The organism is Chloroflexota bacterium (genome assembly GCA_015478725.1).
GTDB lineage: Bacteria > Chloroflexota > Limnocylindria > Limnocylindrales > CSP1-4 > C-114.
On sequence record JADMIG010000001.1, the window covers coordinates 419,948 to 441,642 of the forward strand.

Consider the following 21,695-nt stretch of genomic DNA (forward strand, 5'->3'; position numbering starts at 1 on the left):
GTGGAGGACGCGCGCCCGGTGGAGAAGGTCGGATCCCAGATCACAGACGACGAGGCTCTTGAGGTCGCTGACTCGGTCCGCGGCTCGGCGGAGGAGCTCCTTGACGCCGGCGCCCACACCGAGCTCGATGCGATGCGCCACAGCACGGCCCATGTCATGGCGGAGGCCGTCGTGACGCTCTTCCCCGGCGCCAAGCTCGGGATCGGGCCGGCGATCGACGACGGGTTCTACTACGACTTCGCTCTGTCGCGGCCGCTGACGCCGGAGGACCTGGCGGCCATCGAGGCGCGCATGTCGGAGAGCGTGGCCGCTGACCATCCGTTCGTGCGGCGCGAGCTGTCCCCGGCGGACGGACGAGCGTTCTTCGTCGCACGCGAGCAGCCGTTCAAGGTGGAGATCCTCGACGACCTCGCTGCGCGTGCCGAGGCCGACGGGACGCCGATGCCGGCCACGTCCGTCTACGAGCACGGTCCGTTCGTCGACCTGTGCAAGGGCCCCCACGTCGCCTCGACCGGACGGATCGGGCCGTTCACACTGCTCTCCGTGGCCGGTGCGTACTGGCGCGGCGACGAGCGGCGGCCGATGCTCCAGCGGATCTACGGCACGGTCTGGCCGACGCAGGAGGAGCTCGACCGGTATCTCTGGCGGCGAGCCGAGGCGAAGAAGCGCGACCACCGCCGGCTCGGCGTCCAGCTCGACCTGTTCAGCTTCCATGATGTGTCGCCCGGGTCGGCTTTCTGGCACCCGAAGGGCCAGCGGCTCTGGCGGACCCTCGAAGCCGCGATGCGCAGCCTCCAGGACCGCCGCGGCTATGAGGAGATCAGCACGCCCATCGTCGTATCCGAGAAGCTCTGGCGACAGTCCGGCCACTGGGATCTGTACCGCGACAACATGTTCCTCATCGAGTCGGAGGGGCTGACCTACAGCCTCAAGCCGATGAACTGCCCGGAATCGTCGATCGTCTATCGAACCCATCTCCGCTCGTACCGCGATCTGCCGCTGCGGTACGCCGAGTACGGCCGCCTCCACCGCAACGAGCGATCCGGGACGCTGTCCGGGCTGACCAGGGTGCGCCAGTTCGTCCAGGACGACGCCCACATCTACGTCCGCCCGGACCAGCTCGCCGACGAGGTCGAGGCGCTGCTCGGCGAAGTCCGGGAGGCGTACTCGTGGGTGGGGTTCACGCCGCGGTTCGCCTTCGCGACCCGGCCGGACAAGGCGCTCGGCGACCCGGCGATCTGGGAGCGGGCGGAAGGGCTCATCCGGGCGGCCCTTGATCGATCGGGCGTCTCGTATGTCGTGAAGCCGAAGGACGGGACGTTCTACGCCCCGAAGATCGACATCTACATCGACGACGCGCTCGGCCGGGAGTGGCAGATGGCGACGATCCAGGTGGATCTCGTCATGCTACCCGAGCGCTTCGACCTCACCTACATCGACGAGGACGGGCGGCCGCAGCGGCCGATCGCCATCCATCGGGCCATCTACGGCTCGCTCGAGCGGTTCATCGGGATCCTTGTCGAGCACTTCGCCGGTGCGTTCCCACTCTGGCTCGCGCCCGTGCAGGCGGTCGTCGTTCCCATCGCCGACCGGCACGTCGAGCCGGGCAGGGAGCTCGCCGCGCTCCTCCGCGAGCATGGCCTCCGCGTCGAGGTCGACGAGACAGATGGCCGGATGCAGAACAAGATCCGTCTCGCGCAGGAACAGAAAGTCCCGGTCATGCTCGTCCTTGGGGACCGGGAGGTGGAGGCGCGGACGGCGGCGCCACGCCTCAGGTCGGGGGAGCAGCTGCCGGCGGAGGGATGGGACGAGCTTGCGGACCGGCTCGCGGCGGAGGTGGCAGCCCGCCATCCGTAGCGCCGTCTGCGGTCCCATGGGAGCGGCTGTCCGAATCGTCCCGCGGGTTCCGCCGATCGGTGCCCGCGCCGATCCGAAGTCGACATCGAGCGGATCCTGTCACTTGCTCACCAGGCGCGCGCTGGTCGGCGGGTTGCGGACAGACGCTCACGGCAGCGGATATCACGATCGCGGCCGGCGTCCCCGGCGCGCTGTCGTCGATTCGGACCGTATGCTATCCTCCGCGGGCGGTCGCGCCCTGCCGCCGCTCGGTCGCGCCACGCACGACCGCCGCGCCGCCACAGACGAAGGGGATAGACCATCAGTCGAGACCTGCGCATCAACCAGATGATCCGGATCCCACAGGTGCGGGTCGTCGATGAAGAGGGAGCCCAGCTGGGGGTCATGCCCACGGCCCAGGCTCTCGCGATGGCGCAGGAGCGAGGGTACGACCTCGTCGAGGTCGCGCCGATGGCCGCTCCACCGGTGGCCCGGTTCCTCGACTTCGGCCAGTACAAGTACGAGCTGACGAAGCGCGAGAAGGAAGCCAAGCGCAAGCAGCGGTCCGTGACCTTCAAGGAGGTCCGACTCAAGCCGAAGATCGGCGGCGGCGACTTCGACACGAAGGTCCGGCGGGCGATCGAGTTCCTCGAGGAAGGTGATCGGATCAAGGTCGCCGTCCAGTTCCGGGGACGCGAGCTCACCCATCCGGAGATCGGCCGAGCGCTCATCGAACGGTTCACGGACAGGATCAAGGACCACGGCGTCGTCGAGCGGGCGCCGCTCCTCGAAGGCAAGTCCATGCATATCACCGTCGCTTCAACGCACAAACCGACGTCACACGACGGACCGCCCGCGGCAGGGAGTTCGGCGGTCCCGCGCGAGCCGTCCCCCGCGCCGGCCGGCCCGGCGATCGAGGCGGTGGCAGCTACCGCCGAACCGGCGGCATCGACGGCCGAGCCGGACGGCCGGGAGCCAGTCGGCGCACCCGTGACCGCGGTCGACGGAGCGCCGGCGGCAGCGCCTCGTGCGACACCGCGACCTCGGACCAGATCAGCCCCCGCCGCGACGCCGGCACCGACAGGAGAATGAAGCGATGCCGAAGATGAAGACCCACAAGGCGGCTCAGAAACGCATCGGGACGACCGGGACCGGCAAGATCGTCCGGGTCCGCGCGTGGAGTGGCCACCACCTCCAGATCAAGTCATCCCGCCGGACGCGCCGGTACGCCGGCAAGAGCGTCCTTGGGAGCGAGCACGCGAAGCAGGTTCGACGCCTGCTGCCGTACCTGTAGGAGCGAATCTTCCATGCCACGAGTCAAGCGCGGAGTCACCTCCCACAAGCGTCACAAGCGTCTTCTCGATGCCGCCGAGGGCCGGCGCGGGACGCGGTCGCGGCTCGTCAAGCCCGCCCGCGAGGCACTCCTCCACGCGATGGCGTATGCGACGCGCGACCGGAAGCAGCGGAAGCGCCAGTTCCGCCAGCTGTGGATCGTCCGGATCAACGCCGCCGCCCGCCAGCATGGACTGAGCTATGGCCGCTTCATCACCGGACTCAAGCAGGCGGACGTCGAGCTCGATCGGAAGATGCTTGCCGATCTCGCCGTTCGTGACGCGGCGACCTTCGGCCGGATCGTCGACGTCGCCAGGGGCGCCTGACGCCCGGCACGTGACCGTTCGCCGCCGGACCATCCGGCATCCCGTCGTCGTGCCAGACGGCCGCTCGCGTCGCATGTGACCGCACCGAGCATGGATCTCCCGAGCCTGCAGGCCGATCTCGAACGTCTCCGCGCGCGTGCCGCCGACGCGTCTCGCGCGGCCGAGGATCTCGCCGCGATCGAGGCGCTCGACGTCGAACTCCTCGGCAAGAAGGGCGAGCTCACGTCCGTCCTCCGGGGGATCGGCTCGCTCGCGCCCGCAGACCGTCCGCTCGTCGGCGCCATCGCCAACGACGTCCGGACGGCGATCGAGGCGACGATCTCCGAGCGTCGCACCGAGCTTGCGGCGAGGTCGCTGTCCGGTCGCCTCGCGGCGGAAGCGACGGACGTCACGACGCCCGGGCGACGGCCGGCGCGCGGACGGCTCCACCCGCTCGTCGAGACCGCGCGCGAGATCGCCCGGATCTTCGGCCAGTTCGGCTTCGTCGACTACGAGGGACCGGAGATCGAGGACGACGTCACGAACTTCCAGATGCTCAACATCCCGCCGGATCACCCGGCACGGGACCTCTGGGACACGCTCTACGTTGACATCGACGGGTACCTGCTGCGGACGCACACGTCGCCCGGTCAGATCCGGGTCATGCACGCGGAGGCGCCGCCGATCCGAGCGCTGCTTCCCGGGCGGGTCTATCGCTATGAAGCCATCGACGCGAGCCATCAGACCGAGTTCTTCCAGGTCGAGGGACTCATGGTGGACGAGGGGACGACGCTGGGCCACCTGCGCGGCCTGCTCGACGAGTTCGCCCGGGCGATGTTCGGGGCCGGACGAAGGACCCGCTTCCGGCCCGGCTACTACCCGTTCACGGAGCCGTCCGTGGCGTTCGACGTCGAGTGCCTCGTCTGCGGCAGGGTCGGCTGCCCGGCGTGCTCGCGGAGCGGCTGGATGACGATCCTCGGCGCGGGCATGGTCCACCCGGTCGTCCTCCAGTACGGCGGGCTCGATCCGGAGCGGTACCAGGGATTCGCCTTCGGGATGGGCGTCGAACGGATCGCCAACCTTCGCTACGGCGTCGCCGATCTGCGCTCGTATCTCGAGAACGACCTCCGGTTCCTCGAGCAGTTCCGATGAGGGTCCCGCTCGGCTGGCTCGCCGACTATGTCGATCTCGACCTCACGCCGGAGGCACTCGCCGAGCGGCTGACCGTCCTCGGGATGGAGGTGCGGGGGATCGAACGATGGGGAGCCGCGTGGCAGGACGTCGTCGTCGGGGAACTGCTCACCGTGGCGAAGCATCCGAACGCCGACCGCCTCTCGCTCACGACGGTCCTGGTGGGGGAGGACGAGCCACTCTCGATCGTCTGCGGGGCGACGAACATCGCGCCCGGCCAGCGCGTCCCGGTCGCCCTGCCGGGGGCGACGCTGCCCGGCGGGCGACGGATCGAGCGGACGGAGAAGATGGGGATCGTCAGCAACGGCATGCTCTGCTCCGGTGCAGAGCTCGGGATGACGGCCGATGCCGAGGGCATCCTCATCCTGGGGCAGGACGCACCGGTCGGTCGTCCGCTCGCGGACCTGTACGGCGACACCGTTCTCGACGTCGACGTGAAACCCAATCGCGGTGACGCGCTTTCGCTCGTCGGCCTCGCCCGCGAGGTCGCGGCGGCGACCGGGGCGACCGTGCGCTTCCCGTCGTTCACTGTCGAGGAGGTGGGCGCCGGGGTGGCGGAACGGCTCATCGTCGAGGTCCGCGAGCCGGACCTCTGTCCGCGCTTCGTCGCCCGGTACGTCGGCGGCGTGCGGATCGGACCGTCGCCCGACGCGATCCAGATGCGACTCCAGGCCGCCGGCATGCGACCGATCGACAACGTCGTCGATGCGAGCAACTTCGTCATGCTCGAACTCGGCAAGCCCACCCACACCTTCGACGCCGCACACATCGAGGGTGGTCGCCTCATCGTCCGTCGGGCGCTCGATGGCGAGCGACTGGCGACCCTCGACCATGTCGACCGCACGCTCGACCCATCGACGCTCGTCATCGCCGACGCACGCCGGGTCCTCGCGATCGCCGGCATCATCGGCGGCGCCGAGAGCGAGGTCTCCGACGCCACGCGTGACGTCGTCGTCGAATCGGCCATCTTCGACCCGGTCGCGATCCGCCGGACGGGGCACCGCTACGCCCTCCGCTCGGAGGCGAGCCTCCGCTTCGAGAAGGGACAGGAGTCTCGCCTCGCGCGGATCGGCGCGGATCGGGTCGCGGCGCTCGTCTCGAGCTGGGCCGGAGGCTCGGTCGCGCCCGGCCGTATCGACACCACTCCCGTCGAGCCCGAGGAGCACCGCGTCCGGTTCCGGCCCGCCCGCGTCGATCGACTGCTCGGCACCCGCCTCGGCGCCTCGACGCAGGCGACGCTCCTCGGCCGGGTCGGCATCGCGACGATGGCGGCGAGTGGCGACCGTCCGGTCGTCGTGTCGAGCGGCACCCGCCCGCTCGAGGTCGCAGCGCACGGCGAGGAGGTCCTCGAGGCGATCATCCCGACGTGGCGGCATGACCTCGCGGTCGAGGCCGACCTCGCCGAGGAGGTCGCGCGCGTGGCCGGCTACGAGACGATCGCGGAGGTCCTGCCCGACACCGCGATGCCGCATCACCGGCCGGCGCCGCTCGGTGTCCGGGACGCGGTTCGGTCGATCCTCGCCGGGGCGGGACTCCGCGAGGTCGTCACCTACGCGCTCATCGCGCCCGCGCGCGGGGGCGCGATGAGCTGGCCCGGCGATGCGGGGCGGGCGCCGGACGGAGAGGCGGACGCGGCCGGAACGCCGATCAGTGCGACGAACCCGCTCTCGCTCGATCACTCGGTCCTCCGCCAACAGCTCGTCGGGAGCCTCCTCGAGGTCGTCGACACGAACCTTCGCCAGGGACGGCCGGATATCGCGATCTTCGAGGTCGGCAAGGGATACGGGCGCGTCGATGATGCGCCACACGAATGGTGGCGCCTCGCGTTCGCGCTCACGGGACCGTCGACGCCGGCGACCTGGGATCGCCCGCCGACGACCTACGACCTTGCCGATGCGAAAGGGGTCATCGAGACGCTCGCCGAGGCGCTCGGGCTGCCGCCGGTCGACTTCACCCCCTGGACTGACGGGTATCCCTTTCATCCGGGACGCGCCGCCGTGGCGAACGCGGGCGCAGGCCTGGTCGGGCGGGTGGGGGAGTGTCACCCGAGCCTGCTCGCTGCCCTCGACCTGAGAGCGGACCGGATCGTCGTCGCCGAACTCGCTATCGCGGGCCTCACCCGGGGGATCGTGACCTCGCCGCGGATCCGCCCCGTGCCGCGCCACCCGGCGGTGGAGCGCGACATCGCGATCGTCGTGCCGGAGGATCGTCCGGTGGCTGATGTCGCGGCGACGATCCGGGCGGCGGCCGGCACGCTGCTCGTGGACGCCAGGCTGTTCGACATCTATCGGGGTGCGCCGCTCGGGGCGGACGACAAGAGTGTCGCCTTCCGGCTCACATTCCAGGCGGAGCGGACGCTCACGGAACCGGAGATCGACAGAGCGTTCGCCGCGATCGCGACCGGCCTCGTGGCCTCGGGGGCGCGCCTTCGTACCTGACGCCCGGTGCGGTCCGGCCTGGTCCGGGCGGTTGCGGCGGCGCGAGAGGCACTGCTACCCTAGGCCGCTGGGTCGGCGTCCCGCCGGCCCGGTGTCGCGCGGCGCGGGTTCGGACGCACATCGGGAGAATGGGTGGACATCGTCGGCTTCATCGAGAGCTTTCGGCTCTTCGACCTCATCGTCCTGCTCATCCTCGGCGTCGCGTTCGTCATCGGCTTCTTCCAGGGGACGATCCGCCGCATCCTCGGGATCGGTTCGATCCTCGTCTCGTTCCTCCTGGCGGCCAATCTCCGCGCCCCCCTGGGGGGGTTCTTCGCGAGCAACTGGCGTCAGTTCCCGACCGAGTACAGCTACATGATCGCGTTCGGGGTCGTCTTCGTCATCGCAAGCCTCGCCTTGAGCCTCGTCGTCCAGGGGTTCTACAAGCATCAACCGCTGTTCGCGAAGGCGACGGTGGTCGATCAGGTCCTTGGCGGGGTCCTCGGCGTCACCCAGGCGATGCTCATCATCGGCTTCGCGATCGTCATCCTCGACTCCTACTTCCGGGCGCCCGGTGTCTCCCAGGGCACCGGCGAGCTCCTCATCCTTCGCGACCTGTGGATGGGATTCGATACTTCGGGCACGGTCCATGCATTCCGCGACACACTGATCCCCGGCTTCTTCACGGTCTTCGGGGCACTCGTCCCGACCGACGTACGCGGGATCGTCTGAGCGCGTTCGACCGGGCCCTCCTCCTCGGATCGCCGGTCGACGCCGCCCGCGCCCTCCTCGGCGCCCGCCTCGTTCGCGCCGAGCCTGATCGCGATCGTCGGATCGGCCGGATCGTGGAGGTCGAGGCCTACGGTGGCTCCGAGGACCGCGCTTCGCATGCCCGCTTCGGCCGCACCCCGCGCACCAGCACGATGTTCGGGCGCGCCGGCCGTGCCTACGTGTACCGTGTCTACGGCATGTACACATGTCTCAACGTCGTGACCGGTCCCGACGGCGATGCCGGCGCCGTGCTCGTCCGAGCGGTCGAACCCGTCGCCGGTCTCGAGGCGATTCGCGAGGCGCGCGTTCACCACGATCTCGAGCGAAGCCGTCTGACGCGGGGCGCGGGAGCGACCCCTGCCGTGCGCGATGCTGCCCATCGGCGGATCGCGGCCCTGCCGAGGGAGCGGCTCGCGCAGGGACCCGGGCTCGTCGGAGCCGCGTTCTCCATCGTCCCCGGCGATGACGGCGTCGACCTCTGCGACGCCGGCTCGACCATCCGGCTCGCCGGTCCGGATCCGGCCGTGAAGGGCACGATCGTCGCTGCGACGACACGGATCGGTATCGGTTTCGCAGGCGAGCCCTGGGTCTCCCTCCCATGGCGCTTCATCCTCGTCGAGGACCGCGCGGCGGCGACTCCGACCAGCCGCTCCTGAGCGAGGATCGCCGGCCGATGGACGATCGTTCGCTCGCCCTCCTCGAGTTTCCGTCGATCGTCGAGCGGGTCGCCGGGGCGACCGCCTTCGGGCCCGGCCGCCGGCTCGCGGAGGCACTCACGCCGTCGAGCGACCCGGTCCTCGTCGCTCGCGCCCTGGACGAGACGGACGAGGCGCGGGCGCTCCTCTCGGAGCGGCCCGGCGTCGGGATCGGCGCGGCACACGACATCGGTCCGTGGGTCGCCCGCGCCATCCGCGGCGGCCGGCTCGAGGCGGCCGCCTTCCCCGAGATCGGCGAGACACTCGACGCCGGGGCGCGACTCGCGACCGCGCTGTCCGGCGAGCGCCGGCCGCTCCTTCGCGACCTCGGACGGGAGCTCCACGCGCTGCCCGCCCTGCGGACGACGATCGCTCGCAGCGTCGACCCGAGCGGCGAGCTCCTCGACAGCGCCTCACCGCGGCTCGGTGGGCTGCGGGCCGCCGTCCGCGTGGCGTACGAGCGCCTTCGGCGGCGCCTCGACGCGCTCGTGGGCTCGGAGCTCGGCGGTGCTCTCCAGGAGCCGATCGTCACGCTCCGCAATGGTCGCTATGTGGTGCCGGTGAAAACGGAGGCGCGGAGTCGCGTCAAGGGGATCGTCCACGACGCGTCGGGCAGCGGCCAGACGCTCTTCGTCGAGCCCCTCATCGCGGTGGAGCTCGGCAACGTGTGGCGTGAGGCGCAGGTCGCCGAACAGGTCGAGGTCGAACGGATCCTCGATGCGCTGTCGAGCCTCGTGGCGACCCATGCCGGACCATTGCGCGAGACACTCGACGCCCTTGCCCGGTTCGACTTCTGGACCGCCAAGGCGACGGTCGCAGCGGACCTCGACGCGGTCCGGGCGGAGACGATGGAGCGACCCGAGGTCGTCCTCCTCGGCGCCAGGCATCCAGGTCTCGGCGCCGGAGTCGTGCCCATCGACATCCGCCTCGGCGACGGGTATTCGGCGCTCGTCGTCACGGGACCGAACACGGGTGGCAAGACGGTCACCCTGCGGACGCTCGGCCTCCTCGCGCTCATGCACCAGGCGGGCCTCCACGTCCCCGCGGAGGCGGGCAGCCGCCTGCCGGTCTTCCGGGATGTGTTCGCCGACATCGGCGACGAACAGTCGATTGCCCAGAGCCTGTCCACGTTCAGCGGACACCTCCGGCGGATCACGACGATCGTCGCGGCCGCCGGGCCGGGCGTCCTCATCCTGCTCGACGAGCTCGGTGCCGGGACCGACCCGACGGAGGGCTCGGCGCTCGCCCAGGCCCTGCTCGACCATTTCATTCGAGCCGGGGCGCTCGTCGCCGCGACGACCCACTACGCCGAGCTCAAGGCGTACGCGCACACGACACCAGGAGCCCGCAACGCGGCTGTCCAGTTCGATCTCGAGACGCTGAGCCCTACGTACCGCCTCACGATCGGCCTCCCGGGCGGAAGCCAGGCCTTCGCGATCGCCGAGCGACTGGGACTGCCGGACGCGATCGTCAGCGACGCGCGATCCCGGCTCAGCGAGGCGCAGCGGACCTTCGAGGCGACCCTCGCGAGCATCCAGGCGGCGGAGGGCCAGACGGCGGAGGCCCTCGAGCGGGCGCGCGCGGCTGAGACGCGCGCCGCCGAGAGTCTCCGAGCGGCGCGCGAGGAGCGTGCACGTGCCCGACGGGAGCGGGAAGGGACACTGAACGCCGCCCGCGCGGAGGCGGATCGGATCGTCGGGTCGGTCCGCGAGGAGGTGGCCGCGACGCGGCGCCTGCTCGAGCGGGAGACGATGACCACCCAGGCACTCGATCAGGCGATCGGCCGGATCGACGCGCGCCTCGAGCAGGCGGCCGATCCCGAGGCTCTCGCACCGGGTCCGACGGAGCCGCCACCGCCGATCCGCTCGTGGCGCCTCGGCGACCGGGCGCGCAGCCGGTCGGCCGGCTGGGAGGGTCGGATCGGCGCCCTCGAACGGGGCGGAGCGCGGGTCACGCTCGAGACGGGCGGGATGCGGGTGACCGTCGGTGTCGACGACCTGGAACCTGCCCTCGAGCCCGCAGGAGGGTCATCCGGAACCGCATCCACCGGCGCCGGCAGCACGATCGGCGACGCGCTGCGCCGGCAGGCGCAGGTCGACGCTGACGGATCGATCGGCCGTCTCCGGCGCGACCGGGTCCGCTCGGTCCCGGCGTCGCTCGACCTGCGTGGGGCCCGGGTGGAGGAGGCGCTCGATGCGCTCGATCGGTACCTCGACGACGCGGCGGTCGCCGGGCTCGACCAGGTGACGGTCATCCACGGCCTCGGGACGGGGGCACTCCGCGATGCGGTCCGCTCCGCGGCCGCCGCTCACCCGCTGGGTCGCGACGTCCGGGCGGGCGAGCGCGGGGAAGGCGGGGACGGCGCGACGATCATCCGGCTCTGATCGTGGGTCGACGACGTCGCCGGCGGACCGGGCGGCGCGGTCGTGGCTTCCGCGACGGCTGCTGCGTGACGATGGGTTGGCTCGGCGGCGGCGCGGTCGGCGCTCCGGACGGCGGTGCGGACGGGCTCGGGCAACCGAAGATGGGATCACAGGAGGCCGATGGCGAGGGGAACGTCGGCACGCACGTCTCGGTCGGCGCGAACGGTGCGCCCCAGGTTGCACCGAAGGGCAAGATGTAGCCAAAACCCCAATACGCTGTCACGTTGCGCATGGGACCGCCGCGGACGCCCGGACCCTTCCTCGCTCGGGCGATCCACGCCTGGTCGGCCGCCTGCCAGGCCGGGAATGCCGCGTCCTGGTTCGAGAGGTCGAGGAATCCCTTCTGGACCTGGGGGCCGGTGCAGCCGTCCATCCAGAGGAGGCCGGTCGCGGAGTCGATCGCGACGGCCACCTTCGTGTCGTCCACCTGGGTCGGCTGCGTTCCGGCGATGAAGTGCTCGGTGAACGTCCTCGTGGTGAACGGTCCCGGGAGCATCCCGCTGTTCGCGTCCACCGCGACGTCCACGATGCCCGGCGGTTGCTGGAAGTCGGCGATCGGGGTGCCCTTCGTCACCTCCGTCAGGAACGCCTGCCAGAGCGTCGCCGCCGACTCGAGGGCGAGCGTCCCGTTGGGCGGGATGCTGTTGTCGCTGTTGCCCATCCACGCCCCGACGGCGAGCGCCGGTGCGTTGGGGTCCTTCGGCGGAGCGAGGTAGCCGAAGGCCGCGTTGTCGATCTCGTTGTTCGTCGTGCCGGTCTTGAGGGTCGCCGGACGACGCGTGCCCTTGTCGTAGATCGCGCGGAGTCCCCACCACGGGTTCTGGGACGGGTCCGTGTTCGAAGCAAGGATGGAGGTCATGATGTACGCCGCCTGCGGGCTGACGATGGGGCTGCCCGTGGCCGGGGTGCTCCCCGGCGCCGGATAGATCTGCTTCCCGGCACCGTCGCGGACCTGGAGGATGAACGTCCGCGGCATGAGCACGCCGCCGTTCGCGACGGCGCCGTATGCGCCGAGCAGTTCGGCGTAGTGGAGCTCGAGGGTGCCGATCCCGATCGAGGCCCCGGCCGTGTTCGTCGGTTGCTGGAAGTGGATGCCGAACTTCTGCGCCTCGGCGAAGACGCGGTCAGGTCCCACCTCGATGGCGTTCTTGACGGCCGGGATGTTGATCGACAGCTGGATCGCCTGCCGCATCCGGACGGGTCCGCGCTCGGCGAGGTCCGCGTCCGTCGGAAGGTAGTTCCCGCCGAAGTCGGTCACCACGTCCATGAACATGCTCGCCGCGGTCATCGTGTGGTCATCGATACCGGTGATGTAGTTGACGAGCTTGAACGCCGAACCCGGCTGACGCCAGCCATCCGAGAGAACGTCGAACTGCGGCTGGAATTTCGTGCCATGTGCCGGCGCGTAGTAGTCGGCGCTGCCGACGTACGCGTCGACCTGTCCCGTCCGGTAGTCGAGGGCCTCGAGCGCGGCATTGAAGATCCCCCGCCCGACGAGATCCTGGATCCACTGCTGGTTCGGGATGTTGTGGGCCTTGAGATAGGCTGTCGGATTCGGTGCGTTCGGGGCGATCCCGGCCCCCTTGACCCACTTCTCGGCAGACAGCTGCATCTTCCAGTTGAGGGTCGTCGTGACCTGGTAGCCGGCGGTGTCGATCGCCGGGCAGTTGTCGGCGTTCGCCGCACCGCAGAGGATCGTCCCGAGCTGCTTGCGGACCTGCCAGACGAAATGCGGGGCCCGCCAGTCGGGATTCGCCGTCGGGGCGAGGATGACCGGGTCGTTCTCCGCCGCCCGGATCTGAGCGTCCGTGAGGAGCGCGCTCGGGACCGCGAGCGGGTCCCCGGCCAGGGTGAGATGACGGCTCGTGATCATCCGTTCGAGGATGGCGTTGCGACGTACGACGATCGGCGCATCGGTCGGCACGACGAGGAACGTGGTCTTCCCGTCCGGCGAGGTCTGCTGCACCGCGTTCTTGCGCAGGTCGTACGTGCTCGGTGACTGCGGGATCGCGGCGAGGATCGCGGCCTCCGCGATCGTGAGCTTGTTCAGGTCCGTGACGCCGAAGTAATCGCGGGCGGCAGCGGCGATGCCGTAGCTCTGATCGCCGTAGTAGTTCTGATTGAGGTAGGCGACGAGCATCCGCTGCTTGCCCTCGACCCCCGGGAACTCCTGGGTGAGGCGGATCGACTGGATGATCTCGCGGATCTTCCGCTCGTACACACTGCCGGCGAACGCGCTCGCCGGCAGGAGCCGGGCCCGGACGAGCTGTTGGGTGATGGTCGAGGCGCCCCGATCGCGTCCGGTCGCCGTCTCGATTGCCGCGGCCACGATGCCGAGCGGGTCGAAGCCTGCGTTGCTCCAGAAGGTCTTGTCCTCGGTGGAGGTCGTGGCGTCCACGACGACCGGTGGAAGCGCGGAGAACGAGCCGACGACCTGGCGCTGGGTCGATCCGAACCGCGCGAGCTCCACCTTGCCGGTGCGGTCGTAGACGACCGTCTGCTCGCTGAAGCTGAGATTCTGGAACGCCTGGAGCGGATCCGGCAGACCCTGGCTGTAAACGTTGTAGGCGCCGACGATGGCAACGAGGCCGACGACCCCGAGCAGGACGAATGTCCCGAAGAGGAAGAGCGGCAGGGCGATGACGACGGTCCGGGCCGAATGTCCGCCCCCCCGTCGCCCGCTTCCGTTCCGCCGATGGCGCTGTCGCCGGGCGAGGGTGGTGTTCATGCCGGGTCGGACGATAGCATAGGTAGCTGTGACCTCCCTCCGAACCTACCGCCCCGCCGTCGAGACGGCCACGCGATGTCCACTGTGACGTCAGCCGTGCCCTCGGCGCGCCGCGGCCCCGAGGGGCTCCTCGAGGAGCTCCAGTGGCGAGGTCTGCTGCACGACGCGACGCCCGGCCTCGCGGATCGGCTCGCCTCGGGCGCGCCGATCTCGGGCTACATCGGCTTCGACCCGTCCGGATCGTCGCTCCATGTGGGCCACCTCGTCCCGGTCTTCGGACTCCTCCATCTCCAGCGGTTCGGCGGCCGACCCATCGCCCTCGTCGGAGGCGCGACCGGGATGATCGGCGATCCGTCGGGCACATCGGCCGAACGGAACCTCCTCGATCGCGACACCATCGCCGCGAACGTCGCCGGGATCCGCAGCCAGCTCGAGCGGTTCCTCGACTTCTCGGCGGGACCGTCCGGCGCGTCGATCGTCAACAACCTCGACTGGCTCGGCGAAGTGCGGATGCTCGACTTCCTTCGCGACGTGGGGAAGCACTTCACGATCCCGTACATGCTCGACAAGGAGTCGGTGCGGACGCGACTCGACAGCGGGCTCTCGTTCACCGAGTTCAGCTACATGCTCCTCCAGGCGGCTGACTTCCGGCATCTGAACCGGTCGCTGGGGGTCGAGCTCCAGATGGGCGGCGCCGACCAGTGGGGGAACATCACGGCCGGCCTCGAATTGATCCGCCGGACCGCGGGCGGCGCGGATGGCTCCGGGCCTCGAGGCGGGGAGGCGGGCGACCCTCGGTCCGCGCCCGCCGCGTTCGCATTGAGCTATCCGCTCCTCCTCGACTCGAGCGGCAGGAAGTTCGGCAAGACCGCTGCCGGGACCGCCGTGTGGCTGGATCCGGCTCGGACGTCGCCGTACGCGTTCTACCAGTTCTTCGTCGACACCCCGGATGCCGAGGTGCCTGGGCTCCTCCGCCGCTTCACCGTGCTCGGGCGCGCCGAGGTCGACGCGCTCGAGGCCGAGCAGGCCGCCCATCCCGAGCGGCGACCCGCGCAGCGAGCGCTCGCCCTCGAGCTTACGACGCGGGTCCACGGCCTCTCCGAGGCGGAACGTGCCGTCGCCGTCAGCCGAGCGGCCTTCGACAGCGCGCCCATCCGCGATCCCGCGGTCCTCGCCGCGATGTACGACGTCCTCGACCATAGCGAGCTCGCGGCCGAGGACCTTTCCGGCGGTGTCATCCGCCTCGCGGTCGCGGCCGGGCTCGTCGCCTCCAACGGCGAGGCGCGCCGGTCGATCGCCCAGGGCGGGCTGTCGATCAACGGCATCCGGATCGCCACGCCGGACGATCCGATCCCCGAGCCGATCGCGGGCCGCTGGCTCATCCTCCGCGTCGGACGCAAGCGGATCGTCGTCGTTCGCGTCCTCGGGCCCGCGGGCCGCCGCTGACCGCGGACACGGCCGGGGCGCGGGTCAGGCGCGGTGGCGTGACCGGAGCACGTCGATGACCTCCGTCGGCGGGAGTCCCCGCTCGGCGAGGAGGACGAGCGCGTGGTAGAGCAGGTCCGCCGTCTCGCCGGCGAGCGCAGTCCGCGTCGCGGAGCGTGTGCCGGGTTCCGCGGCGGCATCGTCCTTCGCCGCGATGAGGACCTCGGTCGCCTCCTCGACGACCTTCCGACCGACGGCGTCCACCCCGCCCGCGAGTAGCGAGCCCGTGTAGGAACCGAGCGGCCGCGATCGAGTCCGCTCGTCGACCGTTCGCCACAGCGTCTCGAGCCAGGCGAACCCCTGCGCCGTTGGCACGCCCTGCGGCTCGTCGACCGTCGCCGCGGCATCGAAGCAGCTCCGCGTCCCGCGATGACAGGTCGGGCCGGCCGGATCCACGGTGAGGAGGATGGCGTCCTCGTCGCAGTCGAGGGAGAGATCGCGGAGACGGAGCGTGTTGCCGCTGGTCTCGCCCTTGCGCCAGAGCCGACCGCGCGATCGCGAATGGAAATGGACTTCGCCCGTCGCGAGGGTGGCCGCGAGCGCCTCGGCGTCGACATAGCCGAGCATGAGGACGCGCCCGTCGGCCGCGTCCTGGACGATCGCCGGCGCGAGTCCGTCCGGGCCATAGGACGGCGTCACGTCGGGCCCTCCATGACGCGCCGGATCGGGAGTCCCGCCGCGGCGAGGCTCGCCTTGACGGCGGCGATCGAGTGGATCCGGCGGTGGAACATGCTCGCGGCGAGGACGGCGTCCGCGCCGCCGGTCACGATCGCCGCGATGAGGTCGTCGGGGCCCGCGGCACCGCCGGAGGCGATGACGGGCACGCGGACGGCCGAGGTCACCGCTCGCAGGAGCTCGAGGTCGTAGCCGCCCTGCGTGCCGTCGCGGTCGATCGAGGTGACAAGGAGCTCGCCCGCCCCGGATGCCACGGCCTCGCGCGCCCACGCGACCGCGTCTCGCCCGGTGGGTTCCCGCCCGCCGACGACGACGACCTCCCAGCCCGCCTCCGGACCCGGACCGCGCCGTCGGGCGTCGATCGCCACGACGACCGCCTGGACCCCGTAGCGATCCGCGCACGCCCGGATGAGTCGCGGATCCCGGACCGCGGCGGTGTTGAGTGCGACCTTGTCCGCACCGGCTCGCAGCACGGCGCCCATCTCGTCGACGGATCGCACGCCGCCGCCGACCGTCAGCGGGATGAACGCACGCCGGGCCGTCCGCTCGACGATGCCGAGGAGGGTCGAACGCCCTTCCGGCGCGGCGGCGATGTCGAGGAACACCAGCTCATCCACGCCCTCGCGGGCGTACCGCTCGGCCAGCTCGGGCGGGTCGCCCTCGTCGACGAGATCGATGAAGCGGGTGCCCTTGACGACTCGACCGTTCGCCACGTCGAGGCACGGGATGATCCGCCGTCGGAGCATCAGGCGACCCCGAGGGCTGCGGTCCGGTTTCGACTCGCGGCGGCGAGTCGAACGACGTTCTCGAGCAGCCGCAGGCCGTCGAGGCCGCTCCGTTCGGGATGGAACTGGACGCCGAGGCATCGGCCACGGGCGACCGCGCTGACGAAGCGCTCGCCATGCTCGGTCTCGGCGAGCACGATATCGGTCTCCTCAGGCGCGGGCCGCACCACGTAGGAGTGGACGAAGTACAGATCCACCCCATCCGCCATGCCCTCGAAGATCGGGTGCTCGCGCCGTCGCTCCACCTGGTTCCATCCGATGTGCGGGAGCGTCGGCGCGGCGAGGAGGGGGACCGTTCGACCGGCGAACACGCCGAGGGTCGTGGCGCCGTCCTCGTCGCTCGTCTCGAACAGGAGCTGGAGACCGAGACAGATGCCGAGGAACGGACGGTCGGCGGCGATCCAGTCGCGGAGCGGATCGGCGAGGCCGCGTTCCTCGAGACGGGCCATCGCCGGCGCGGCGGCGCCGACGCCCGGCAGCACCACGAGGTCCGCCTGCTCGAGCTCCTCCGGCGTTGCGGCGAGAACAGGGCGTGCGCCGACGATTTCGAGCGCCTGGGCGATGCTCACGAGGTTGCCGGCCCCGTGGTCCACGATTGCGACCGCGACGGCCGTCTCGGCCGGATCCGCCCGGTCGGGCGACCCTCCGAGCGCGATCGTCATCCGGGCGTCCCCTTCGTGGAGGCGACACCGGATCGTCGCGGATCGACCGCGCAGGCGCCGCGGAGGGATCGGCCGAGTGCCTTGAAGGCGGCCTCGGCGAGGTGGTGGTCGTTGCGTCCCGAGCCTCGCAGGTGGAGCGTCGCGCCGGCGGTCCTCGCGAACGCCTCGAGCGCGTGGTCGACGAGCTGGAGCGGAAGTCCGCCGACTCGCTCGCCGCGGAACTCCAGATCGACGACAGCGTACGGCCGTCCACCGAGATCGACGATCGCGGTGGCGAGCGCCTCGTCCATCGGGACCGACGCCTCGCCGAAACGGACGATCCCCGTCCGTTCACCAAGCGCCGCCGCGAAGGCCGCCCCGAGCACGAGGGCGACGTCCTCGACCGTGTGGTGCTCGTCGACGTGGAGGTCGCCGTCCGCCCGGATGTCGAGATCGAAGAGGCCATGGTGGGCGAGGGACCCGAGGAGATGGTCGTAGAAGCCCACGCCGGTCGCGATGGAAGCGAGGCCGGACCCGTCGAGGTCGAGCCGGACGGAGACACGCGTCTCGCGCGTCTCGCGGCTGACCGCGGCGGTACGCGGAGCGCCCACGTCGACGACGAGCTGCCCGATGGGGCTCGTCATGTCGTCCCGCCCGGGGCGGCGACCCGTTGCCCGCGGACCGCCTCGAGGAGTCGATCGTCCTGTTCGCGCGAGCGGACGGTGATCCGGAGGTGATCGGCGAGTGGATGCCCCCGTCCGAACGTCCGCGGGACGAGGCCACGCCGAAGGAGCGCCTCGGCGACGGCCGCCGTCGCGGACGGAGAGGCGAATCGCACGAGCACGAAGTTCGTCACGCTCGGCAGGACGAGCCCGCCCGCGTCCGCCAGGCCAGCGCTCAGGCGTTCGCGTTCGGCGTGCATCGCGGCTACCCGCGGGCCGAGCCAGCCGTCCGCCTCGAGAGCGGCGGTCACGACGGTGACAGAGACGACCGAGACCGAACCGGGAGGCCGATACGGTTCGATCTCGGCGAGCGTCTCGCGGACGCCGATGGCGAAGCCGACGCGCAGTCCCGCGAGGCCGTACGCCTTGCTCGCTGTGCGGACGACGATGAGTCGGGGGTAGTCGGCGCGGAGCCCGACGAGACTCGAACCGACGAACTCGGCGTACGCCTCATCGAGGACGACGATGGGGGCCGGGCGATCGGATCTCCGGGCGTCGTCGCGGAGGGTCGCCAGCAGACCGGCGATCCCCCCGTCGGGCTCGGGCAGGGCCGTCGGATTGTTCGGGCTGCAGAGCCAGACGAGGTCGGCCGCACGCGCGGCGGACCGGACCGCGGGAAGGTCGAGGGCAAACCCGTCGTCCGGGCCGAGGCGGGGGACGCGCCGGACGGTCGCGCCACGCTGCTCGGTGAGGACGCGGTACATCGCGTACGTCGGTGTCGGGATGACGGCGACCGAGCCGGGCCGGAGGCAGGCTTTGGCGACGAGGTCGAGGATCTCGTCCGCGCCCGCCCCCACGACGATCTCGTCGGGACGGACGCCGTACCGAAGGGCCGCCGCTTCGGCAAGGCGCCGATAGTCGGCCGGCGGGTACTCGGACAACCCGGGCTCGAACCGGCCGGCGGCGATGACGGACGCCGCGAGCGACGGCGGCTCCGGGGCGGTGTTGAGATCGAAGCGCACGATCGCCGTGAGCGGCAGCCCGTACCGCGCGGCGACCTCCTCACTCGTCGCTTCCCACGAGTAACTGGGGGGTGCTGTCGGCATCGTCATCGTCACGGCGGTCGGGCTCATCCGGCGGCTCCCGGGACTCCGACGGCGTCGGCGAAGCGGATCTCCACCGCATCGCGATGGGCGACGAGGCCCTCGGCGGCCGCGATCGTCCCGACCGCTTCCCGGATCGCGGCGAGGCCCTGGCGATCGATGCGCTGGACCTGGATGAACTTGCCGAAGGCCTCGACAGCGAGGGCTCCGGAGCTCCGCGCGAGGCCGCCCGTGGGGAGGACGTGGTTTGCCCCCGACGCGTAGTCCCCGGCGCTCTCCGGCGCGTACCGTCCCACGAACACCGAGCCGGCGTTGCGGATCCGGGCGACCGCATCCTCGACGTCCTCGACGACGACCGTCAGGTGTTCCGGCGCGTACGCGTCGACGAATGCGATGGCCGTATCGAGATCGGGCGCGAGGACGATGAGGCCGGCCGCGGCGAGGCTTCGCTCGAGAATCTCCCGTCGGCCCGCACTCACGAGCCGGCGACCGATCGCCTCCTCGACGGCGGCGGCGAACGCGGGGTCGGCCGTCACGAGGAGCGCCGGCGAGTCCGGTCCATGCTCCGCCTGGCTGAGAAGATCCGCCGCGACGTACTCCGGGTCGGCGGTGCCGTCGGCGAGGACGAGCACCTCCGACGGCCCGGCCGGAAGGTCGATCCCGACTTCCCCGAAGATCTCGAGCTTGGCCGCAGTGACCCACGCGTTGCCCGGCCCCACGATCCGGTCGACGGGCGCGAGACCTTCGTCCTTCAGGCCGCAGGCGAGGGCACCGATAGCCTGGGCGCCACCGGCGACGACGAAGGCGTCGACGTCGACAAGGCCGGCAGCGCCGAGGAGCGTCGCATCGAGCCGGCCGTCCCGATCGGCAGGCGAGGCGACGACGAATGCGCCCACCCCGGCGACCTTCGCCGGGATCGCACACATGAGGAGCGAGCTCGGGTAGGCCGCCGTTCCGCCGGGAACGTATGCGCCGGCCCGAGCGAGGGGGACCCAGCGACGTTCGATCTCGATGCCGGGCACGATCGTGGTCCGGACCGTGGCGGGTCGCTGGGTCGTCGCGAAGCGCATGAGGTTGGCGATCATCGTCTCGAGTCCCGCCCGGACGGGGCGGGGGAGGGCATCGCGCGCGGCGAGGAGCTCGTTCCGATCGAGCGTCAACCGGCCATCCGGCAGCCCACCTCCGTGGCGAGCGTTCGCCTCGCGGACGGCCACGTCGCCCCGGAGACGGACATCGTCGAGGATCGCCCGGGCGGCCGACCTGACGGCCCGATCGGGGACCGCGCCGCGGCGCACGAGGGCGTCCCGCCGCGCCACGACGGTCGGATCGGTCGCAGCCGCGGCCAGGTCGAGCCGCTCCAGGCGGATCGGCGACGACGCGGTCACGGGACGATCTTCTCGATGGGCAGGACGAGGATCCCGGAGGCGCCCGCCATCTTGAGACGGGGCAGCAGGCCCCACACGGCATCCGCGTCGACGACTGCGTGGATCGCGATCATGCCGGCATGGGCGAGCGGGATCACGGAGGGGCTCTCGAGGCCGGGCAGGATCGCCTCGAGCTCGGGAAGGTGGCTCGCCGGCGCGTTCATCATGAGGTACTTCTTGTCGCGCGCGGCGATGACCGCGGCCAGCATGGTATCGATGGCCCCGAGCTCTGCGGGCCGTGCCTCCAGGGCGGCGGGATCGGCCACGAGCAGCGCCTCGGAGGCGAGGACGTCGCCGATCGGGCGGAGGCCGTTCATCGCGAGCGTCGAGCCCGTGGACACCAGGTCGACGATCGCCTCGGCGAGCCCGAGACGGGGCGCGACCTCGACGGCGCCGGAGATCGGGATGATGTCGACGGCGATGCGGCGCGCGGCGAAGTAGCGTCGGGTCGTCTCCGGGTGGGCGGTCGCGACCCGCAGCCCGGCGAGATCCTCCACCGTCCGCTGCGGCGCGTCCGAGGGAACGGCTGCGGCGAGGCGGCAGCGGCCATATCCCAGCGCGCGAAGGACCGGCAACTCCGCCCCGGCCTCCGCGAGCAGGTCCTGGCCGGTGATCCCGAGGTCGGCCACACCGTCGCCGACGAACTCGATGATGTCGTTCGTCCGGACGAAGAGGACGTCGAGGGGAAGGTTCTGGACCCGTGCCACGAGGCTCCGGTCGTGCTCCTCGAACACGAGCCCGGCGTCGTGGAGGAGGGCCAGGGTCGGCTCGACCAGGCGACCCTTGTTCGGGATCGCCAGCCGCAGACGCTCCCTCATCGCTCGGCGGCCGGGGGGTACGGACGCGAGCTGTCGCGAGCGGTCGCAGCGAGTCGCTCGAGCGCCGCCCGGTAGCCATCCTCGCCGTGGTGGAGCCACGAGGCGATCCGGGTGATCGTCGCGGTGCTCGCTCCGGTGAGCCGGGAGATCTCGGCGTAATGAAGGCGCGCGTCCAGGAGCCGCACGACGGCCCACCGCTGCGCCATGTCGTGGAGCTCGCCGACCGTGCAGAGGTCGCGAAAGAATCGGGCGGCCCCCTCGACATCGTCGAGACCGAGGATCGCTTCGTAGAGCGCCGTCAGATCGTCCCCGTCCGCTGTCGAAGCGCGGCGGGTGAGCTCGTCGCCGGTGGTCATCGGTGCTCCTGGATCTGGACCGAACCGCATGCTGACATGCCAGCATGC

General features: G+C 71.2%; 19 protein-coding genes. 10 read left to right on the forward strand and 9 right to left on the reverse strand.

Features of this window, described 5'->3' with window-relative positions; genetic code table 11:
• Window positions 1-18: 18 nt before the first annotated feature.
• The 9 genes from thrS to IVW53_01930 all read left to right on the forward strand — a co-directional run bounded on the left by thrS (window position 19) and on the right by IVW53_01930 (window position 10,931).
• Window positions 19-1,857, forward strand: coding sequence for a threonine--tRNA ligase (thrS, locus tag IVW53_01890; protein MBF6604321.1), 1,839 nt, complete (start codon window positions 19-21; stop codon window positions 1,855-1,857).
• 327 nt (window positions 1,858-2,184) lie between these two features.
• Entirely contained in the window at window positions 2,185-2,928 is a 744-nt protein-coding gene (locus IVW53_01895) for a translation initiation factor IF-3 (GenBank protein MBF6604322.1), read from the forward strand.
• A gap of 4 nt (window positions 2,929-2,932) precedes the next feature.
• On the forward strand, window positions 2,933-3,130 hold the full coding sequence (gene rpmI / locus IVW53_01900) for a 50S ribosomal protein L35 (GenBank protein ID MBF6604323.1): 198 nt from the start codon (window positions 2,933-2,935) through the stop codon (window positions 3,128-3,130).
• Between the two features lie 13 nt (window positions 3,131-3,143).
• The gene (gene rplT / locus IVW53_01905; protein ID MBF6604324.1) at window positions 3,144-3,494 is read left to right on the forward strand and encodes a 50S ribosomal protein L20; all 351 of its coding nucleotides are present in this window, start codon (window positions 3,144-3,146) and stop codon (window positions 3,492-3,494) included.
• Between the two features lie 90 nt (window positions 3,495-3,584).
• The gene (pheS, locus tag IVW53_01910) at window positions 3,585-4,625 is read left to right on the forward strand and encodes a phenylalanine--tRNA ligase subunit alpha (GenBank protein ID MBF6604325.1); all 1,041 of its coding nucleotides are present in this window, start codon (window positions 3,585-3,587) and stop codon (window positions 4,623-4,625) included.
• On the forward strand, window positions 4,622-7,102 hold the full coding sequence (locus IVW53_01915) for a phenylalanine--tRNA ligase subunit beta (protein MBF6604326.1): 2,481 nt from the start codon (window positions 4,622-4,624) through the stop codon (window positions 7,100-7,102). The genes pheS and IVW53_01915 overlap by 4 nt, the downstream gene beginning before the upstream one ends.
• A gap of 132 nt (window positions 7,103-7,234) precedes the next feature.
• On the forward strand, window positions 7,235-7,813 hold the full coding sequence (locus IVW53_01920) for a CvpA family protein (protein ID MBF6604327.1): 579 nt from the start codon (window positions 7,235-7,237) through the stop codon (window positions 7,811-7,813).
• On the forward strand, window positions 7,699-8,508 hold the full coding sequence (locus IVW53_01925; GenBank protein MBF6604328.1) for a DNA-3-methyladenine glycosylase: 810 nt from the start codon (window positions 7,699-7,701) through the stop codon (window positions 8,506-8,508). The genes IVW53_01920 and IVW53_01925 overlap by 115 nt, the downstream gene beginning before the upstream one ends.
• Window positions 8,509-8,525: 17 nt before the next feature.
• The gene (locus tag IVW53_01930; GenBank protein ID MBF6604329.1) at window positions 8,526-10,931 is read left to right on the forward strand and encodes a Smr/MutS family protein; all 2,406 of its coding nucleotides are present in this window, start codon (window positions 8,526-8,528) and stop codon (window positions 10,929-10,931) included.
• On the opposite strand, the gene IVW53_01935 is transcribed toward IVW53_01930, so the two are convergent.
• A complete protein-coding gene (locus IVW53_01935; GenBank protein ID MBF6604330.1) occupies window positions 10,918-13,698 on the reverse strand; it encodes a transglycosylase domain-containing protein in 2,781 nt (926 codons plus the stop codon). The genes IVW53_01930 and IVW53_01935 overlap by 14 nt on opposite strands.
• A gap of 75 nt (window positions 13,699-13,773) precedes the next feature.
• On the opposite strand from IVW53_01935, the gene IVW53_01940 reads away from it, so the two are divergent.
• Window positions 13,774-15,144 (forward strand): tyrosine--tRNA ligase, encoded by a 1,371-nt coding sequence (locus IVW53_01940; protein ID MBF6604331.1) that lies wholly within the window; start codon window positions 13,774-13,776, stop codon window positions 15,142-15,144.
• A gap of 24 nt (window positions 15,145-15,168) precedes the next feature.
• Here the strand turns inward: IVW53_01940 and IVW53_01945 are convergent, their stop codons facing one another.
• From IVW53_01945 to IVW53_01980, 8 genes are read right to left on the reverse strand one after another with little or no spacing between them, the layout of a single operon-like run.
• Window positions 15,169-15,822: a bifunctional phosphoribosyl-AMP cyclohydrolase/phosphoribosyl-ATP diphosphatase HisIE gene (locus IVW53_01945; protein ID MBF6604332.1), complete on the reverse strand. Its 654-nt coding sequence runs from the start codon at window positions 15,820-15,822 to the stop codon at window positions 15,169-15,171.
• Window positions 15,819-16,607: an imidazole glycerol phosphate synthase subunit HisF gene (gene hisF / locus IVW53_01950; GenBank protein MBF6604333.1), complete on the reverse strand. Its 789-nt coding sequence runs from the start codon at window positions 16,605-16,607 to the stop codon at window positions 15,819-15,821. Before hisF ends, IVW53_01945 begins: the two co-directional genes overlap by 4 nt.
• Window positions 16,604-17,305 carry an imidazole glycerol phosphate synthase subunit HisH gene (hisH, locus tag IVW53_01955; GenBank protein MBF6604334.1) on the reverse strand — a complete coding sequence of 234 codons (702 nt, stop codon included), beginning with the start codon at window positions 17,303-17,305 and terminating at the stop codon, window positions 16,604-16,606. Before hisH ends, hisF begins: the two co-directional genes overlap by 4 nt.
• A complete protein-coding gene (hisB, locus tag IVW53_01960) occupies window positions 17,302-17,928 on the reverse strand; it encodes an imidazoleglycerol-phosphate dehydratase HisB (protein MBF6604335.1) in 627 nt (208 codons plus the stop codon). Before hisB ends, hisH begins: the two co-directional genes overlap by 4 nt.
• The gene (locus IVW53_01965; protein MBF6604336.1) at window positions 17,925-19,079 is read right to left on the reverse strand and encodes an aminotransferase class I/II-fold pyridoxal phosphate-dependent enzyme; all 1,155 of its coding nucleotides are present in this window, start codon (window positions 19,077-19,079) and stop codon (window positions 17,925-17,927) included. Before IVW53_01965 ends, hisB begins: the two co-directional genes overlap by 4 nt.
• Window positions 19,076-20,434, reverse strand: coding sequence for a histidinol dehydrogenase (gene hisD / locus IVW53_01970; GenBank protein ID MBF6604337.1), 1,359 nt, complete (start codon window positions 20,432-20,434; stop codon window positions 19,076-19,078). The genes IVW53_01965 and hisD overlap by 4 nt, the downstream gene beginning before the upstream one ends.
• On the reverse strand, window positions 20,431-21,291 hold the full coding sequence (locus IVW53_01975; protein MBF6604338.1) for an ATP phosphoribosyltransferase: 861 nt from the start codon (window positions 21,289-21,291) through the stop codon (window positions 20,431-20,433). Before IVW53_01975 ends, hisD begins: the two co-directional genes overlap by 4 nt.
• On the reverse strand, window positions 21,288-21,647 hold the full coding sequence (locus IVW53_01980; GenBank protein MBF6604339.1) for a hypothetical protein: 360 nt from the start codon (window positions 21,645-21,647) through the stop codon (window positions 21,288-21,290). Before IVW53_01980 ends, IVW53_01975 begins: the two co-directional genes overlap by 4 nt.
• Window positions 21,648-21,695 lie beyond the last annotated feature (48 nt).

Coding starts and splice junctions, on each gene's coding strand:
- IVW53_01895 (MBF6604322.1), top strand. CDS start 2,185: ATGATCCGGATCCCACAGGTGCGGGTCGTCGATGAAGAGGGAGCCCAG.
- rpmI (MBF6604323.1), top strand. CDS start 2,933: ATGCCGAAGATGAAGACCCACAAGGCGGCTCAGAAACGCATCGGGACG.
- rplT (MBF6604324.1), top strand. CDS start 3,144: ATGCCACGAGTCAAGCGCGGAGTCACCTCCCACAAGCGTCACAAGCGT.
- pheS (MBF6604325.1), top strand. CDS start 3,585: ATGGATCTCCCGAGCCTGCAGGCCGATCTCGAACGTCTCCGCGCGCGT.
- IVW53_01915 (MBF6604326.1), top strand. CDS start 4,622: ATGAGGGTCCCGCTCGGCTGGCTCGCCGACTATGTCGATCTCGACCTC.
- IVW53_01930 (MBF6604329.1), top strand. CDS start 8,526: ATGGACGATCGTTCGCTCGCCCTCCTCGAGTTTCCGTCGATCGTCGAG.
- IVW53_01935 (MBF6604330.1), bottom strand. CDS start 13,698: ATGAACACCACCCTCGCCCGGCGACAGCGCCATCGGCGGAACGGAAGC.
- IVW53_01940 (MBF6604331.1), top strand. CDS start 13,774: ATGTCCACTGTGACGTCAGCCGTGCCCTCGGCGCGCCGCGGCCCCGAG.
- hisH (MBF6604334.1), bottom strand. CDS start 17,305: ATGACGATCGCGCTCGGAGGGTCGCCCGACCGGGCGGATCCGGCCGAG.
- hisB (MBF6604335.1), bottom strand. CDS start 17,928: ATGACGAGCCCCATCGGGCAGCTCGTCGTCGACGTGGGCGCTCCGCGT.
- IVW53_01965 (MBF6604336.1), bottom strand. CDS start 19,079: ATGAGCCCGACCGCCGTGACGATGACGATGCCGACAGCACCCCCCAGT.
- IVW53_01975 (MBF6604338.1), bottom strand. CDS start 21,291: ATGAGGGAGCGTCTGCGGCTGGCGATCCCGAACAAGGGTCGCCTGGTC.
- IVW53_01980 (MBF6604339.1), bottom strand. CDS start 21,647: ATGACCACCGGCGACGAGCTCACCCGCCGCGCTTCGACAGCGGACGGG.